Origin of the sequence: Streptomyces sp. NBC_00510 (assembly GCA_036013505.1) — a bacterium.
Taxonomy (GTDB): Bacteria; Actinomycetota; Actinomycetes; order Streptomycetales; family Streptomycetaceae; genus Actinacidiphila.
In genome coordinates, this window is record CP107851.1 from 2,865,146 (window position 1) to 2,881,956 (window position 16,811).

The following is a 16,811-nucleotide window of genomic DNA, read 5'->3' on the forward strand; positions in this document are numbered from 1 at the left end:
TCATCCTGCCAGGGCCGCGCGCGCGGCGATGAATGCGTCCACCGCCTTGTCGACGTCCGCGGTGGAGTGGGCGGCCGACAGCTGGACCCGGATGCGGGCCTTGCCGTGCGGCACGACGGGGTACGAGAAGCCGATGACGTAGACGCCGCGCTCCAGCAGCAGCTCCGCCATGCGGCCCGCCTCCGAGGCGTCGCCGATCATGACCGGGGCGATGGGGTGCTCGCCGGGCAGGATCTCGAAGCCGGCCTCGGTCATGCGGGAGCGGAAGAGGGCGGTGTTCTCCGCGAGGCGGGTGCGCAGGTCCTCGGAGTCCTCGATCAGGTCCAGGACCTTGAGGGAGGCCGCGGCGATGACGGGCGCGAGGGAGTTGGAGAACAGGTAGGGGCGCGAGCGCTGGCGCAGCAGCGCGACGATCTCCGCGCGGGCCGCGACGTAGCCGCCGGAGGCGCCGCCGAGGGCCTTGCCGAGGGTGCCGGTGATGATGTCGACCCGGTCCATCACGCCGTGCAGGGCGTGGGTGCCGCGGCCGCCGGGGCCGGTGAAGCCGACGGCGTGGGAGTCGTCGACCATGACCATCGCGTCGTAGCGGTCGGCGAGGTCGCAGATCTCGTCCAGCGGCGCGATGTAGCCGTCCATCGAGAAGACGCCGTCGGTGACGATGAGGCGGCGGCGGGCGTCGGACGCCTCCTTGAGGCGGGCCTCCAGCTCGGCCATGTCGCGGTTGGCGTAGCGCAGGCGGCGGGCCTTGGACAGCCGGATGCCGTCGATGATGCTGGCGTGGTTGAGCGCGTCGGAGATGACGGCGTCGTTCTCGTCGAGGAGGGTCTCGAAGACGCCGCCGTTGGCGTCGAAGCAGGAGCTGTAGAGGATCGTGTCCTCGGTGCCGAGGAAGGCGGACAGCCGGGCCTCGAGCTCCTTGTGGACCTCCTGGGTGCCGCAGATGAAGCGGACGGACGCCATGCCGTAGCCCCAGCGGTCCAGGGCCTCCTTGGCGGCGGCGGTGACCTCGGGGTGGTCGGCGAGGCCGAGGTAGTTGTTGGCGCAGAAGTTGAGGACGTCGCCGGGGACGCCGCCGGCGGTGACGGAGACGGAGGCGCTCTGCGGGGTGCCGATCACGCGCTCGGGCTTGAAGAGCCCGGCCTCGCGGATCTCGTCGAGGGTGCCGCGCAGGTCGTCGCGGACGGAGTCGAACATCGGGGTTCTCCCTGGGAAGCTGCGGGTGGTGCGGTGGGCCGTGCCTCGGGGGCCGGGAGGGGTCAGGCGGTCCAGTCGAGGACGACCTTGCCGCAGCGGCCGCTCGCGGCGTCGTCGAAGGCGGCGTCGAAGTCGCGGTAGGAGTAGCGGCCGGTGACCACGGGGGCGATGTCGAGGCCGCCCTCCAGCAGCACGGACATGGCGTACCAGGTCTCGAACATCTCGCGGCCGTAGATGCCCTTGATGGTGAGCATCGACGTGACGATCTTGGCGAAGTCGACGGAGAAGTCCTCCGCGGGCAGGCCGAGCATCGCGATGCGGCCGCCGTTCGTCATGTTGGCGATCATGTCGCGCATGGCCTCGGGACGGCCGGACATCTCCAGGCCGATGTCGAAGCCCTCGCGCAGGCCGAGCTCGCGCTGGCCGTCGGCGATGGTGGTCTCGGCGACGTTGAGGGCGAGGCTGACGCCGACCTTGCGGGCGAGTTCCAGGCGGTACTCGCTGACGTCGGTGATGACGACGTTGCGCGCGCCGGCGTGCTTGGCGACGGCGGCGGCCATGATGCCGATCGGGCCGGCCCCGGTGATCAGCACGTCCTCGCCGACCAGGGGGAAGGACAGCGCGGTGTGGACGGCGTTGCCGAAGGGGTCGAAGATCGCGGCGATGTCGAGGTCGACGGGCACCCGGTGCACCCACACGTTCGACGCGGGCAGCGCGACGTACTCGGCGAAGGCGCCGTCCCGGCCGACTCCGAGGCCGATGGTGTTGCGGCACAGGTGGCGGCGGCCGGCCAGGCAGTTGCGGCACTTGCCGCAGACGAGGTGACCCTCGCCGCTGACGCGGTCACCGGGCTTGATCTCGTCGACGTCCGAGCCCACGGCGGCGACCTCGCCGACGAACTCGTGGCCGAGCACCAGGGGGGTGCCCACGGCCTGCTGGGCCCAGCCGTCCCAGGCACGGATGTGCAGGTCGGTGCCGCAGATGCCGGTCCGCAGCACCTTGATGAGGACGTCCCCGGGACCGATCTCCGGCTCCGGGACGTCCCGCAGCCACAGGCCGGGCTCGGCCTTCTCCTTCACCAGTGCCTTCACTCTTGCGACTCCTGCCGGCAGACGATGTGGCCCGGCCCGCGCGGGGGGACGCGGACCGGGCACGAGGGAGCCCGGGCGGAGCGGCGGCGCCCGTCGGCGCCGGCTCGCGCGATGCGCCGGGCACACAGCAATCTGCCCGGCTTCGAGCGTTCAGTCCATCGATCTTTTCTTAAGCTCGGCAACAGCGCAGCTTCACGCTCGGCCGGAAGGGTGGCGCGGGCCGCTCCGGCCCGGCGTCGCCGCGGCTCAGCGCGGGGTGAGCGCGGCCAGCTGCGCAGTGATGGTGTCGGTGTCCTGGAAGGTCAGCCCGATGCGGGCGACGTGCTTCCAGCGCACGATGCCCTCCGCGTCCACGATGAAGACCGAGCGCTTCAGGCCGAGGCCGGGCATGGTGATGCCGTAGGCCTTCGCCACCGTGCGCTCGGTGTCGGCGAGCAGCGGGAAGCGCAGGTCGCGCTTGCGGGCGAAGTGCTCGTGGCTGTCGAGGTCGCTGAAGTTGACGCCCCACACCGTCGCCCCGAGGTCGCGGAAGCGGTCCAGGTCGGAGGTGTAGGAGCAGAGCTGCTTGGTGCACACCGCCGAGTCGTCCCCGGGGTAGAAGGCGAGCACGACGGGGGCGCCGCGGTGCGCGGACAGGGAGTACTCGCCGCGCTCGGCGTCGCCCGATCCGGTGAGCAGGACTCCCGGGAGGGTGAAGTCGGGGGCGGGGGTACCGGTCTCGGGCACGGGCATGGCGGGGTCCTCTCGCAGGGGGGCTCGGCTCGTCGGGGAGTGACGATACAGAACGTTCTTTCTTGCCGGACGCTACGCGGTGCCGTCCGCTACCGTCAAGGACATGAGTGCCCCTCCCGCCGTTCCCCTGGTCACGTACGCAGCCGCGGACGCGCCGCCGCGTGACCGCATCCTGGCCACCGCGGCCCGGCTGTTCTACGCCGAGGGGATCCACGCGGTGGGCATGGACCGGATCGTCACGGAGGCGTCCACCACCAGGGCGACGCTCTACCGGCACTTCCTGGGCAAGGAGCAGCTCGTCCTGAGCTACATCCAGGCCACCGACGAGCAGATCCGCACCTTCACCGAGGCCTCGCTGGAGGGCCTGGGCGCACGGGAGGCCCTGGCGGGGGTGGCCGGAGCGCTCGGCGACCAGCTCTGCTCACCGGGCTTCCGCGGCTGCCCGTTCCTCAACGCGGCCGCGGAGTACCCGGACCCGGCCGACCCCGTCTCGCGCGCGATCGTGGCCCACCGGGACTGGCTGCGGGAACTGGTCGCCCGGCTGCTCGCGGAGGCGGGCGCCCCCGAGCCCGCGGAGGACGCGGCGACGCTGATGATGCTGCGCGACGGCGCCGTGATGACCGCCGCGCTCGGCGACCCGGATGCGGTGCGGGCTTCGCTGGACCGGGCGGTGCGGCGCGTGCTGGAGGCCGCCGGGGTGGTCTGAGGGGGCCCTGCCACGCCCTCGCGGCACCCGCGCCCCGGCCTGTGCCCCGCCGCTGCCACTGCCGCGCGGGGACGCGTCGGACGTGAGCGCCTGGACCGGCGCCCGCGCGTACCGGGCCGGGCTTCGGGCTGGGGGGAACGTACGGAACGGCGGCGTCAGCCGGCGTGGGTGGAGAAGAGGCCGCCGGTGGGGCCCTGCTTGTCGCCGCCCTGGGCCTTCTTCAGCGCGTTGGCCAGGCCCTCGATGGTCATGGACTGCAGGATGACGCGCCCGTTGCCCTCCAGGGTCGCCAGCGACAGCCCCTCGCCGCCGAAGACGGCGTTCATGATCCCCTGCCGGTTGAGCCCGCCGATGCGCTGCACGCCGTAGCGGACCCCGTCCTCGAAGGCGACGATGCAGCCGGTGTCGACCTCGATGCGACCGCCGAAGTCGGCGGGGTTGAGGTCGATGAAGTTGCCCGCGCCTGCGATGATCACCGTGCCGCGGCCGGTGAACTTCTCCAGGACGAAGCCCTCACCGCCGCTGGTGCCGGTGCGGCCGCCCTGGAAGGCGATGCCGAAGTCGACGGTCGACTCGGCGGCCACGAAGGCGTCCTTCTCCGCGTACCAGGCGCGCGACCCGTCCAGTTCCAGGGCGCGCATCTCGCCGGGCAGGACGCCGGCGAAGCCGACGGTGCCCTCGCCGCCGCTCGCGGTGAAGTACTGGAAGGCGATGCTCTCGCCCGCCAGCATCCGCTGGCCTACCTGCATGGCCGTGCCCATCGCCTGGCGGAGCATGCCGCCCATGCCGCCGCCCGCCGCGCCGCCCTGGGCCTCGCGCTGGGCGCCGGGACCGGCCAGGCGGGTGTCCATGCTCACGTTCGCGGTCTTGAACAGGAACTTCCCCGCCTCGCAGTAGACGGTCTGGCCGGGCTCAAGGGTGCACACGGCCATCTGCATGGCGTTGCCGACGATCTGCTGCTTCAGGGTCACTGCGGTGCTCCGGGTGGTCTCGGGACGTCCTCGTTCAGACGGATGTACCCGACAACGAACGACCCGGACGATTCGGTTCCGCTTGCTCCTCGGGCCGCGCGGCGTGGCCGGTCGGGCGGCCGCCCGCGTCGAGGAAACGGGCGAGCGGCAGGGTGGCGGCGCCGACCGTGACCGCGTCCGTCCCGAGCCGGCCCAGCTCGATGGAGGTCTGGGCGCAGGGATGGTGCAGCGCGTAGGCGGCGGTGGCCTCACGGACCGCGTCGAGCAGCCGGGGGCCGATCATCAGGCCGGTCCAGCCGGACAGCACGATGCGCTCGGGGTTGAAGAGGTTGACGAGGTCGGCGATGCCCGCGCCGAGGTACTCGGCGGTCTCGTCGAGCAGCGCGACGGCGGCGGCGTCGCCGGCCTCGGCGGCGTCGAGGAGGGCGGCGATCGCGGCCTCCTCGCTCACCCCGGTGGGCGCGTCCCAGCGTTCGATGAGCGCCTCGGCGCCCACGTAGGCCTCCAGGCAGCCGCGGGCGCCGCAGCGGCAGCGCCGCCCGCCGACCTGGAGGGTGGTGTGGCCCCACTCCCCCGCGCTGCTGCTGGCGCCGCGGTACGGCTTGCCGTCGGCGACCACGCAGGCGCCGACCCCGGAGCCGAGCAGCGCGATCACGGCGTTGCGGGCGCCGCGCCCGGCGCCGAACCACATCTCGGCCTGGCCGAGGGTCTTGGCGCCGTTGTCGATGTGGAGCGGCAGGGCGGTGCCCTCGGCGAGCAGCGCGCCGAGGGGGACGGCGTCCCAGTCGATGGTCTGGCCGTGGACGACCGCGCCGACGCCGCCGGTGCCCTGCTCGACGATGCCGGGCACGCCGATGCCCACGCCGAGCACGAGGGCGGGATCGACGCGGCTGTCCTCCAGGACGACGGAGAGGCCGTCGAGGATGAGCTGGACGACGAGGGCGACGTCGTGGCCGCTGTCGGCCAGCGGACGGTCGGTGGAGGAGAGTTCGGTGAGGGCGAGGTCGAAGAGGGTGACGCGGACCCGGGTCTCGCCGACGTCGACGCCGATGAGGAAGCCGTGGCGGGGGGCGACCTTGAGCATGACGCGGGGGCGTCCGCCGTCGGACTCGACGGAGCCGGCCTCCTCGACGACGCCGTCGGCGATGAGCTCGGCCACGACGTTGCTGATGGAACCTGTGCTCAGTCCGGTGTCCCTGGCCAACTCCTGACGGCTGAGGGGTCCTTCGAAGTACAGGTGACGCAAGAGCGCCGAACGGTTGCCCCGCCGCAGGTCGCGTACGGTCCGCTTGCCTCGTTCTGCCATGGTGCTCCCTCCCCGGCTGAATCTATCGCTGCGCCAAGTCTTGACGCCAGGTTTTCTCAGACGTTAAATCACGCCTTGAATTAAGGCGTGACGTTCTTCACTTCCCGAAGGCACCCACCCTGGAGAGGGATCCCCGGTCATGCACATCACCCGTACCACGGCCGCCGCGACGCTCGCGGCCGCGCTCATCGCCTCCGCCACCGCGTGCGGCGGCGGCTCCTCGACCGACGGCAGCGGCAACGGCAGCCCCAAGGAGCTCACCTACTGGGCCAGCAACCAGGGCGCCAGCCTCGAGGCGGACAAGGCGACCCTGACGCCCGAGCTCAAGAAGTTCGAGAAGCAGACCGGGATCAAGGTCAAGCTCGAGGTCATCCCGTGGTCCGACCTGCTGAACCGGATCCTCGCCGCGGCCACCTCCGGCCAGGGCCCCGACGTCCTCAACATCGGCAACACCTGGTCCGCCTCGCTGCAGGCCACCGGCGCGCTGCGCCCCTTCGACGCCAAGGCCTTCGACGCCATCGGCGGCAAGGACCGCTTCGTCTCCTCGGCCCTGGGCGCGACGGGCGCCGAGGGCAAGGACCCGGCCGCGGTCCCGCTGTACTCGCTGGCGTACGGGCTCTACTACAACAAGAAGATGTTCGCCGACGCGGGCATAGCCAACCCGCCCGCCACCTGGGACGAGCTCGTCGCCGACGGCAAGAAGCTCACCAAGGGCGGCAAGTACGGCCTCGCCGTCGAGGGCGGCAACCTCTCCGAGAACGTCCACCACGCCTTCGTCTTCGGCAAGCAGCACGGCGCCGACTTCTTCGACGCCTCGGGCAAGCCGACGTTCACCACCCCCGAGGCGGTCGCGGCCGTCAAGCAGTACATCGACTTCATCGCCAAGGACAAGATCGCGGCCCCCGGCAACGCCGAGTACGCCGCCAACCAGTCCGTCGCCGACTTCGCCACCGGCAAGGCCGCCATGCTGCTGTGGCAGGCCGCCGGCTCCTCGCTGAAGTCCCACGGCATGAAGCCCGAGGACTACGGCGTCGCCCAGGTGCCGTTCCAGGCCGCGGGCGCCTCCGGCGACACCGCCGTGAACTCGATGGTCGCGGGCATCAACCTGGCCGTCTTCAAGAAGACCGACAACGTCGACGGCGCGCTGAAGTTCGTGAAGTTCATGACCAGCGACGACGAGCAGAAGCTCCTCAACGGCACCTACGGCTCGCTCCCGCCGGTCAAGGCCGCCCAGTCCGACCCGGCCTTCGCCACCCCGGACCTGAAGGTCCTCGCGGACGCGCTCGCCAACAGCGCGGCGCCGCTGCCGCAGGTCGCCAACGAGAGCCAGTTCGAGACCGCCGTCGGCACCGCGATGAAGGACCTGTTCGCCGACGCCGCCGCCGGGAAGCCGGTCACCACCGAGAGCGTCAAGGCCGCCCTCGAAAAGGCCCAGCAGCAGATGCCGGCGTCGTGAGCGTGAAGGAACCGATGACCGCCACCGTGCCGCCCGTCCGGCACAGCTCCAAGACGCCTTCCCCCGGCGGCCGGCGGGCCGCCGGGGGGAGGGCCCCGCTGTCGCGGCTGCGCCTGCCGGCGCGGCTGCGGCGCGCGTCGCTCCCGTACGTCCTGCTGCTGCCGGCCCTCGCGCTGGAACTGCTCATCCACCTGGTGCCGATGGTCGTCGGCGTCGTGATGAGCTTCAAGGAGCTCACGCAGTTCTTCATCAGCGACTGGTCCGCCGCCCCCTGGAAGGGCCTGGACAACTACCGCGTGGCGGTGGACTTCAACGCCCCGGTCGGCGAGGACCTGCTCAAGTCCTTCCTCGTCACCTGTGAGTTCACGGTGCTGGCGGTCGGGCTGTCCTGGCTGTTCGGCACCGCCGCCGCGATCCTCATGCAGGACGCCTTCCGCGGCCGCGGACTGCTGCGCGCGGTCTTCCTGGTGCCGTACGCGCTGCCGGTCTACGCGGCGGTGATCACCTGGTCGTTCATGTTCCAGCGGGACACCGGCATGATCAACCACGTCATCCACGACCAGCTGCACCTCACCGACGGCCGGCCCTTCTGGCTGATCGGCGACAACAGCTTCTACGCGCTGGTGACGGTGTCGGTGTGGCGGCAGTGGCCGTTCGCCTTCCTGTGCCTGATGGCCGGTCTGCAGAACATCCCGCGCGAGCTGTACGAGGCGGCGGCGATGGACGGTGCCGGGATCTGGCAGCAGATCCGCAGGATCACCCTGCCGTCGCTGCGCCCCGTCAACCAGGTGCTGGTGCTGGTGCTGTTCCTGTGGACGTTCAACGACTTCAACACGCCCTACGTGCTGTTCGGGCGGGCGGCGCCGGACGCCGCGGACCTGATCTCGATCCACATCTACCAGTCGTCCTTCGTGACCTGGAACTTCGGCTCCGGCTCGGCGATGTCCGTGCTCCTGCTGCTGTTCCTGCTCGTCGTGACGGTGCTCTACCTGCTCGCGACCTCCCTGAGGAGGAAGGATGCCTGACGTCCGCAGCCCCATGGCCGCGCCGCGCTCCTTCGTGTGGACCCGCCGGATCGTGCTGACCGTGCTGACGGCCTTCGCGCTGGCGCCGGTGTTCGTCATGGTCGTCTCGTCGCTGAAGCCGCTGCAGGACGTGCAGGGCCCGTTCCGCTGGTTCCCCAGCGGCTTCACCCTGCGCCCCTACGCCGACATCTGGCACACCGTGCCGCTCGCCCGGTACTTCGTGAACTCGCTGCTCGTGGCGGGCGGGGCGACGCTGTGCTCGGTCGCGGTGGCGATCTTCGCGGCGTACGCGGTGAGCCGCTACGACTTCAAGGGGCGCCGCTTCTTCTCGGTGACGATCCTGTCCACCCAGATGTTCCCCGGCATCCTCTTCCTGCTGCCGCTCTTCCTGATCTTCGTCAACCTCGGGAACGCGACGGGCATCGCCCTGTACGGCAGCCGCGGCGGCCTGATCCTGACCTACCTCACCTTCTCGCTCCCCTTCTCCATCTGGATGCTGGCGGGCTACTTCGACTCGATCCCCAAGGACCTGGACGAGGCCGCCATGGTCGACGGCTGCGGGCCGCTGGGCGCGCTGTTCCGGGTGGTCGTCCCGGCCGCCGTGCCCGGCATCGTCGCGGTCTGCGTGTACGCCTTCATGACGGCCTGGGGCGAGGTCCTCTTCGCCTCCGTCATGACCAACGACACCACCCGCACGCTCGCCGTCGGCCTGCAGGGCTACGCCACCCAGACCGACGTGTACTGGAACCAGGTCATGGCCGCCTCGCTCGTGGTGAGCGTGCCCGTGGTCGCCGGGTTCCTGCTCCTGCAGCGCTACCTCGTCGCCGGGCTGACCGCCGGCGCCGTCAAGTGAGCTCCACCGCCCCTCAGCGTCCCCCGAACGAAAGGCAGTCCGTGACCCTCGACCTCAGCGCCCTCCCCGACGGATTCGTGTGGGGCGCCGCGACGGCCGCTTACCAGATCGAAGGAGCCGTGGCCGAGGACGGCCGTGCACCATCCATCTGGGACACCTTCTCCCGTACGCCGGGGAAGGTCGCGAACGGCGACACCGGTGACGTCGCCTGCGACCACTACCACCGCGTGCCGGAGGACATCGGCCTGATGGGCCGGCTCGGTCTGGACGCGTACCGCTTCTCCCTCGCCTGGCCGCGCGTGATGCCGCAGGGCGGCGGGCCGGTCAACCCCTCGGGCCTGGCCTTCTACGACCGCCTGGTCGACGGCCTGCTGGAGGCGGGCATCACCCCCTTCCCCACCCTGTACCACTGGGACCTGCCGCAGGCCCAGCAGGACCGCGGCGGCTGGCCGGAGCGCGAGACCGCGCTGCGCTTCGCCGACTACGCGGCCGTGGTGGCCGAGCGGCTCGGGGACCGGGTCACCCACTGGGCGACGCTCAACGAGCCGCTGTGCTCGGCCTGGATCGGCCATCTGCAGGGCGTGATGGCCCCCGGCCTCACCGACCTGACGGCCGCCGTCCGCGCCTCGTACCACCTGCACCTGGGCCACGGCCTGGCGGTGCAGGCGCTGCGCGCCGCGGTCCCGCACGCGCAGATCGGCATCGTCAACAACCTCAGCCCCTGCGAACCGGCCTCCGACCGTCCCGAGGACGTCGCCGCGGCGCTGCGCTCCGACGGCCACACCAACCGCTGGTGGCTGGACCCGATCCACGGCCGCGGCTACCCGGAGGACATGCTGGAGCTGTACGGGGTCGAACTGCCGGTGCAGACGGGCGACATGGAGACCATCGCCGCGCCGCTGGACTGGCTGGGCCTCAACTACTACTTCCGTGACATCGTTGCCGACGACCCGTCGGGGCCGGTCCCCCACACCCGTGCCGTACGCGTCCCGGACGTCCGCCGCACCGCGATGGACTGGGAGGTGCACGCCGGCGGTCTGGAGCGGCTGCTGCTGCGGCTGACCGAGGAGTACGGCGCCCGCAAGATCTACGTCACCGAGAACGGCTCGGCGTACGAGGACCGCGTCGGCCCCGACGGCCAGGTCCACGACCCCGAGCGCACCGCCTACCTGGAGGAGCACCTGGCGGCCTGCGCCCGTGCCGTGCGCGGCGGCGCCCCGCTCGCCGGCTACTTCGCCTGGTCGCTGCTGGACAACTTCGAGTGGGCGTACGGCTACGACAAGCGCTTCGGCCTCGTCCACGTCGACTACGAGACCCAGCGCCGGACCGTGAAGGGCAGCGGCCGCCGCTACGCCGACATCATCGCCGCCCACCGGCGCCGCGCCCGCAGCGCGGCCTGACCTCCCTCGCCATCCCGTCTCCACCCCCCACACAGGAGATCCGCGATGCCACACTCCCCCCACGTCGGACGCCTGGTCGCCGTGCTCGCGGCGGTCGCCGCGGCGTTAGCCGGGTTGGTGCTCGCCGGACCGGGAGCGGCCGCCGCCACGGCCGTCCAGGTCACCATGACCACCACCTCCGACGGCAGGACCGTGGTCAAGGGCCTGCAGGCACAGACCCCGGCCGCCTTCGAGGCGGGCAATGGCAGCGGCGGCACGGTCATCACGGTGGACCCCGCCGCCCGCTACCAGCCCTTTGAGGGCGGCGGGGCGTCCTTCACCGACAGCGCCGCCTGGCTGATGAACTCCTCCGGCGCCCTGTCGGCGGCCACCCGTGACGCCACCCTGCGCAAGCTGTTCTCCCCCACGGAGGGCATCGGCCTGGGCTTCCTGCGCAACCCGATGGGCGCCTCGGACATCGCGCGCAGCCACTACACGTACGACGACACCTGCTGCGACCTGTCGGACTTCTCCATCTCCCGGGACCTGGCCGACGTCCTGCCGCTGACCCAGCAGGCGCGCCTGCTCAACCCGGCACTGAAGATCATGGCGGTGCCGTGGTCGGCGCCGGCGTGGATGAAGGACAACGGCAAGCTGACCCAGATGGGCAAGCTGAAGCCGGAGTTCTACGACACCTACGCGCAGTACTTCGTGAAGTACCTGCAGGCCTACGAGCAGCGCGGCGTCCACGTCGACTACGTGTCGGTGCAGAACGAGCCGCAGTGCTGCGGCGCGAACAGCAGCTACCCCACGATGGAGTGGACGGCGGCCACGCTGCTGGACTTCACCAAGAACCACCTCTTCCCGGCGTTCCGTTCGGCCGGGATCACCACCAAGGCGCTGATCCACGACTGGAACCACGGCGACTGGAACACCACCGGCGCCGGCCAGCTCGCCGACGCCGCCCTGCGCGGCGACCCGCTCTTCGGCGGCGTCGCCTGGCACGGCTACGCGCCCACCCCGCCGGACTACGCGCTGGGCAGCACCGTCCAGAGCCAGTACCCGGGCGTGGCGCAGTACGAGACCGAGCACTCCGGCGGCACCTGGGTCACCGACCAGCAGCTTGAGGACCTGCGGGACATCACCGGCTTCACGCGCAACTGGGCCCGCGCGTATGTGAAGTGGTCGCTGGCGCTGGACCAGGCGATGGGCCCGCACGCGGGCGGCTGCGGCACCTGCACCGGGCTGATCACGGTGCACAACGGGGACGCGCGCAGCGGGCAGGTCGACTACACCGTGGAGTACTACACGATGGGCCAGCTGACGAAGTTCGTCCGCGCGGGCGGGGTACGGATCGGCAGCAACGCCACCGACCCGGTGTGGAACACGGCCTTCGTCAACACCGACGGGCAGCGGGTGCTGGTCACCCACAACTCCTCGTCGTCAGCCCAGCAGATCACGGTCCGCGAGGCCGGGCAGCACTTCTCGTACAGCCTGCCCGCCCGCGCCACGACCACGTTCACCTGGTCCGGCGCGCCGACCGGCGGCGGGGGCGGCGACGGGGACGGCATCAGCAGCTCCGCCTGGTACCAGGTGGCCGGCGCCGGCTCCGGCAAGTGCGTGGACGCCAAGGACCGGGGCACCGCCAACGGCACGGCGGTGCAGCAGTGGAGCTGCGTCGCCGGGCAGGCCAACCAGCAGTGGCAGTTCCGCCCGACCGACGGCGGCTACTACCGGGTGGTGAACCGCAACGCGACCGCCACCGAGCAGGTCTGGGACGTCACCGGCGGGGCGTCGGCGACGGGTGACTCCGTGCCGGTGCAGACCTGGCAGTGGTCCTCGGGCGTCAACCAGCAGTGGAAGCCGGTGCTCCAGGCGGACGGCTCGTACGTCCTCACGGCCCGGCACAGCGGCAAGTGCCTGGACGTCACGGCGGCCTCGACGGCCGACGGCGCCCTGCTGCAGCAGTACACCTGCAACGGCACCACCGCCCAGTCCTTCCGGCTGACCCCGGCGGGCTGACCGACCCCGCGCGGCACCGGCGTACGAGGGAGACGCCGGCGCCGCGCGGCACCAACCCCCCTCCGGGGCACCGGGGCCCCGGAGGGGGCACCACTGTCGCGGTGCGCGCCGTGGACGACCTCGCGGGGGTGATCCCCGTCGGCCGCGACGGCGGACAGGGGCTGGTCCCCGGGGGACCTGCCCGCCAGGACGTGCTGCCTCCCCGCGCACCGGGCCTTCCCTAGCGGGGGCGGCGCCGACTCCGAGGCCGAACTGGTCGCGGCGGCCGAGGCGGTTCTCGCCGATCCCGCCGTCGGGTGGGAGGCGTCCGGGACGTGGCGGACCGACGGACCCGCGGTGCTCATGGACTCCGCCGAGGCGGGGGGCCTGCCGGCCGTCGGGTACCCCGGCGGCGGCATGCCCGAACAGGCCCCCGTCCCGCTGCCTCCCGGGCGCTGGGCGGTACGCGCCGTCCAGGCGAGGGCCGGCGACCGCACCTCGCTCGGTCTGGTGCGGCTCGTGCCCGCCGCCTCTTGAAGCCCGTCAGGCCAGGGTGTCCCACCGCCGGGTGAGGCGGTCGGCGCCCGCGTCGGTCAGCGAGCCCCACAGGCGCAGCCGGGCGATGCCGCCGTCGGGGTAGGTCTCCAGGCGCACGTGGGTGGCGGGCGGGGTGTCGACCACGAAGCGGTGGACGGTGTCGGGCTGCAGGGGGGTGCGGCTCAGGATCTCGAACCAGTCGCCGTCCTCGCCGTCGCGGCCGAGCAGGGCGGCCCAGCCGGCGGCGTTGCCCTTGTAGTAGCCGGTGTCGATCTCGGCGGCGCGGACGACGCCCTGCCCGGCGAGGCGGTAGCGCGCCCAGTCGTGGCCCTTGTCGCGGCGGCGGCGGGTCTCCCAGCCGTCGCCCATGCGGCGGGACGTGCCCGGCAGGATCGGGTTGAGCGGGGAGGAGTAGAAGCGGTCGGAGACGTCCTCGGCGGTGCCGCCGTTCTCCAGCGCGACCAGGTCGAAGGTGCCGAGCGCGGTCAGCCACGCCGGGTCGGGGACGACCTCGCCGTGGACGCGCAGCCGGGCGATGCCGCCGTCGGGGAACTGCCTGAGCCGCAGGTGGGTGAAGCGGCGCTCCACGGCCACCTCGAAGCCGTTGGCGGCGTGGCCGCCGACGGCCGTGCGGGGCACGAGTTCCGTCCACCGCACGCCGTCGGCGAGCAGGTCCGCGGGCGCGGCGCCCAGGGGCGCGCAGGTGGCCTCGACGGCGATCTGCCGGGGGTGGTTGCCGCGGAAGTGGGCGGTGTCCACGACCAGGCCGCGCACGACCCCGGGGGCGGCCAGGCGGATCAGCGCCCAGTCGTGGTCGGCGTCGGCGGGGTGCGGGTCGGCGGCGTCGCTGCCACGGCGGCGGCGGGTCTCCCAGCCGTCCATGACCTGGCCCTTGTGGCCGAAGTGCTCGGCGCGGAACTCGGGGCGTCCGGGGACGAGCAGGTTCTCCCGCTCGGCGAAGAACTCGTCGTTGGCGGCGATCACCCCGGCGCCCAGGCGCCGGTCGGCGAGGTCGACGAGGCCCGTGAAGGGCAGGTCGGCGCCGCGGTAGTCGGCGTAGGGATCCCCTCCGGGGTACGGCTGGGCGGCGCCGGTGTACCGGGGTATGGCGGTCACGCGTTCTCCCTTGTGATGAGGCGGCCGGAGGGGTGGGCCGGGGTGCCGTGGTCGGCGATCCGCTCGCCGCGCAGCCAGGTGCTCCGTACGACCCCCTGGAGGGTGCGGCCCGCGTAGGCGGTGACCTGGTTGCGGTGGTGGAGCGCCGCCGGGTCCACGGTGAAGCTCTCGTCGGGCGCCAGGACGGCGAAGTCGGCGTCGTGGCCGGGCGCGACGGCGCCCTTGGTGGTGAGTCCGGCCAGGCGCGCCGGTCCCCGCGCCATCCAGCGGACCACGTCGGCGAGCGTGGCGCCACGCCGGCGGGCCTCGGTCCAGATCGCGGGCAGGCCGAGCTGGAGGGAGGAGATCCCGCCCCAGGCGGCGCCGAAGTCGCCGGTGTCGAGGTGCTTGAGGTCGACGGTGGAGGGCGAGTGGTCGGAGACGACGCAGTCCAGGGTGCCGTCGAGCAGGCCCTGCCACAGGGCCTCCCGGTTGCCCGCCTCGCGGATCGGCGGGCAGCACTTGAACTGGGTCGCGCCGTCGGGGACCTCCTCGGCGGTGAGCGTCAGGTAGTGCGGGCAGGTCTCGGCCGTCAGGCGTACGCCGTCGCGGCGGGCGGCGGCGATCAGGGGCAGGGCCTCGGCGGAGGACAGGTGCAGGATGTGCACCCGGCAGTCCAGGCGGCGGGCGAGGGCGATCAGCGCCTCGACGGCGGCGTTCTCGGCGGCGCGGGGGCGGGAAGCGAGGAAACCGGCGTACGCGGGCCCGGAGGGCTGCGGGGCGGCGTCGATGAGCCGGGGGTCCTCGGCGTGGACGATCAGCAGCCCGTCGAAGCGGGCGATCTCGCGCATCGCCTCCTCCAGTTCGGCCGGGGCGAGCTGCGGGAACTCATCGACGCCCGAGGGCAGCAGGAAGCACTTGAAGCCGAAGACCCCGGCGTCGTGGAGCGGGCGCAGGTCCTTGGTGTTGCCGGGGACGGCGCCGCCCCAGAAGCCGACGTCGGTGTGGATCCGGCCGCGGGCGGTCGCGCGCTTGACCTCCAGGTGGGCGGTGGTGGTGGTCGGGGGGACGCTGTTGAGCGGCATGTCGATCAGCGTCGTGACGCCGCCGGCGGCGGCCGCCCGGGTGGCGGTCCCGAAGCCCTCCCACTCGCTGCGGCCGGGGTCGTTGACGTGCACGTGGGTGTCGACCAGGCCGGGGAGCAGGGCGTCCGCGCCGAGGTCGACCAGGCGCGCGCCGGCCGGGGGCTCGGTCCCGTACGGCAGCACGGCGGCGATCCGGCCGCCGGCGACGGCCACGTCGGCGGGGCGCTCGCCCTGCGGTGTGACCACCCGTGGTGAACGCAGCACCAGTTCGATCCCGTCAGCGGCCTCGGACACGCGTTCCCCTTCCACCGGCGCCCACAGAAATTCAACGTTCTGTTGAAATGCATCCTCCGCTCGCGCGCGAGCCTGCGTCAACCCCTGCCCGGGCACCACGGGAGGCTCCGGCAGTACAGTTGGAGAATTCCACCCAATGGAATGCGTTTTCCGCGCCCACCGGCCACCGCCGCGTCCACGACCGCCCCGAACGGCGATCGCATGCCTGGTCAGGGTCGGTAGGCTGCACCACTACACCGTCCGCCTGGGGAGGAAACGTGGCGTCAGACCGCGCCGGGGGCGTACAGTCCCTCGAACGCGCCTTCGACCTGCTGGAGCGGATGGCCGACGCGGGCGGGGAGGTGGGCCTCAGCGAACTGTCCGCGAGCAGCGGGCTGCCGCTGCCCACGATCCACCGTCTGATGCGCACCCTGGTCGACTGCGGCTACGTGCGCCAGCAGCCCAACCGCCGCTACGCGCTGGGACCCCGGCTGATCCGCCTCGGCGAGAGCTCGGCCCGCCTCCTGGGCACCTGGGCCCGCCCCTACCTGGCGGAACTGGTCGAGGCGACCGGCGAGACCGCCAACATGGCGCTCCTGGACGGGGACGAGGTCGTCTACGTCGCCCAGGTCCCCTCACGGCACTCGATGCGGATGTTCACCGAGGTCGGACGGCGCGTCCTGCCGCACTCCACGGGAGTCGGCAAGGCCCTGCTGGCGCACGTCCCGCCGGAGGAGGTACGGGCCCTGCTGGCCCGCACCGGGATGCCGGCGGCCACCGAGCGGACCATCGTCGACCCGGACGCCTTCCTCGCGGAACTGGAGCACATCCGCGCCCAGGGCTACGCCGTGGACGACAACGAGCAGGAGGTGGGGGTCCGCTGCCTGGCGGTCACCGTCCCCGACTCCCCCACGGCCGCCGCCATCTCCATCTCCGGACCCGCCGGACGGGTGACCGAGGCGGCCACGGAGAAGATCGTGCCGGTGCTGCAGGGCGTGGCGCGGCAACTGTCGTCCGCGCTGGCCAGCAACGGCGCCGCCTAGCCCGGGGCATCACGATGCCGCTCGTGGGTCGGGGTACGCCCAGGCCGGCGCGGCAGCGGTGTGA

15 protein-coding genes are annotated in these 16,811 nt (G+C 72.4%); 8 read left to right on the plus strand and 7 right to left on the minus strand.

Going from position 1 to position 16,811, the window contains the following annotated elements; all coding sequences use genetic code 11:
- The 3 genes from OG937_12620 to OG937_12630 all read right to left on the minus strand — a co-directional run bounded on the left by OG937_12620 (nt 1) and on the right by OG937_12630 (nt 3,017).
- Nucleotides 1-1,194: a glycine C-acetyltransferase gene (locus tag OG937_12620; GenBank protein WUD72465.1), complete on the minus strand. Its 1,194-nt coding sequence runs from the start codon at nt 1,192-1,194 to the stop codon at nt 1-3.
- Between the two features lie 62 nt (nt 1,195-1,256).
- Nucleotides 1,257-2,285 (minus strand): L-threonine 3-dehydrogenase, encoded by a 1,029-nt coding sequence (tdh, locus tag OG937_12625; GenBank protein ID WUD72466.1) that lies wholly within the window; start codon nt 2,283-2,285, stop codon nt 1,257-1,259.
- Between the two features lie 246 nt (nt 2,286-2,531).
- Nucleotides 2,532-3,017: a peroxiredoxin gene (locus tag OG937_12630; GenBank protein WUD72467.1), complete on the minus strand. Its 486-nt coding sequence runs from the start codon at nt 3,015-3,017 to the stop codon at nt 2,532-2,534.
- Nucleotides 3,018-3,120: 103 nt separating this feature from the next.
- Between OG937_12630 and OG937_12635 the strand changes: the two genes are divergently transcribed.
- Nucleotides 3,121-3,723: a TetR/AcrR family transcriptional regulator gene (locus tag OG937_12635; GenBank protein ID WUD72468.1), complete on the plus strand. Its 603-nt coding sequence runs from the start codon at nt 3,121-3,123 to the stop codon at nt 3,721-3,723.
- Between the two features lie 155 nt (nt 3,724-3,878).
- Here OG937_12635 and OG937_12640 read toward each other — a convergent pair whose 3' ends face one another.
- Nucleotides 3,879-4,694, minus strand: coding sequence for an AIM24 family protein (locus tag OG937_12640; protein ID WUD72469.1), 816 nt, complete (start codon nt 4,692-4,694; stop codon nt 3,879-3,881).
- A gap of 34 nt (nt 4,695-4,728) precedes the next feature.
- Nucleotides 4,729-6,000, minus strand: a complete 1,272-nt coding sequence (locus OG937_12645) for an ROK family transcriptional regulator (protein WUD72470.1) — start codon at nt 5,998-6,000, stop codon at nt 4,729-4,731.
- A gap of 139 nt (nt 6,001-6,139) precedes the next feature.
- On the opposite strand from OG937_12645, the gene OG937_12650 reads away from it, so the two are divergent.
- The 6 genes from OG937_12650 (at nt 6,140) to OG937_12675 (ending at nt 13,251) form a co-directional block, all read left to right on the plus strand.
- Nucleotides 6,140-7,456, plus strand: a complete 1,317-nt coding sequence (locus OG937_12650; GenBank protein ID WUD72471.1) for a sugar ABC transporter substrate-binding protein — start codon at nt 6,140-6,142, stop codon at nt 7,454-7,456.
- Nucleotides 7,457-7,470: 14 nt separating this feature from the next.
- The gene (locus OG937_12655; GenBank protein WUD72472.1) at nt 7,471-8,481 is read left to right on the plus strand and encodes a sugar ABC transporter permease; all 1,011 of its coding nucleotides are present in this window, start codon (nt 7,471-7,473) and stop codon (nt 8,479-8,481) included.
- Nucleotides 8,474-9,334, plus strand: coding sequence for a carbohydrate ABC transporter permease (locus OG937_12660; GenBank protein ID WUD72473.1), 861 nt, complete (start codon nt 8,474-8,476; stop codon nt 9,332-9,334). Before OG937_12655 ends, OG937_12660 begins: the two co-directional genes overlap by 8 nt.
- 41 nt (nt 9,335-9,375) lie before the next feature.
- On the plus strand, nt 9,376-10,734 hold the full coding sequence (locus OG937_12665) for a GH1 family beta-glucosidase (protein ID WUD72474.1): 1,359 nt from the start codon (nt 9,376-9,378) through the stop codon (nt 10,732-10,734).
- A gap of 45 nt (nt 10,735-10,779) precedes the next feature.
- Nucleotides 10,780-12,735 carry an RICIN domain-containing protein gene (locus OG937_12670; GenBank protein ID WUD72475.1) on the plus strand — a complete coding sequence of 652 codons (1,956 nt, stop codon included), beginning with the start codon at nt 10,780-10,782 and terminating at the stop codon, nt 12,733-12,735.
- Between the two features lie 177 nt (nt 12,736-12,912).
- Entirely contained in the window at nt 12,913-13,251 is a 339-nt protein-coding gene (locus tag OG937_12675) for an immunity 21 family protein (protein WUD78722.1), read from the plus strand.
- A gap of 6 nt (nt 13,252-13,257) precedes the next feature.
- On the opposite strand, the gene alc is transcribed toward OG937_12675, so the two are convergent.
- Both alc and allB read right to left on the minus strand, forming a co-directional pair.
- Nucleotides 13,258-14,367, minus strand: a complete 1,110-nt coding sequence (gene alc, locus OG937_12680; protein WUD72476.1) for an allantoicase — start codon at nt 14,365-14,367, stop codon at nt 13,258-13,260.
- Nucleotides 14,364-15,725, minus strand: a complete 1,362-nt coding sequence (gene allB, locus OG937_12685; GenBank protein WUD72477.1) for an allantoinase AllB — start codon at nt 15,723-15,725, stop codon at nt 14,364-14,366. The genes alc and allB overlap by 4 nt, the downstream gene beginning before the upstream one ends.
- Before the next feature lie 257 nt (nt 15,726-15,982).
- Here allB and OG937_12690 point away from each other — a divergent pair, with 257 nt between their 5' ends.
- On the plus strand, nt 15,983-16,747 hold the full coding sequence (locus OG937_12690) for an IclR family transcriptional regulator (protein ID WUD72478.1): 765 nt from the start codon (nt 15,983-15,985) through the stop codon (nt 16,745-16,747).
- The last annotated feature ends 64 nt before the right edge of the window (nt 16,748-16,811 follow it).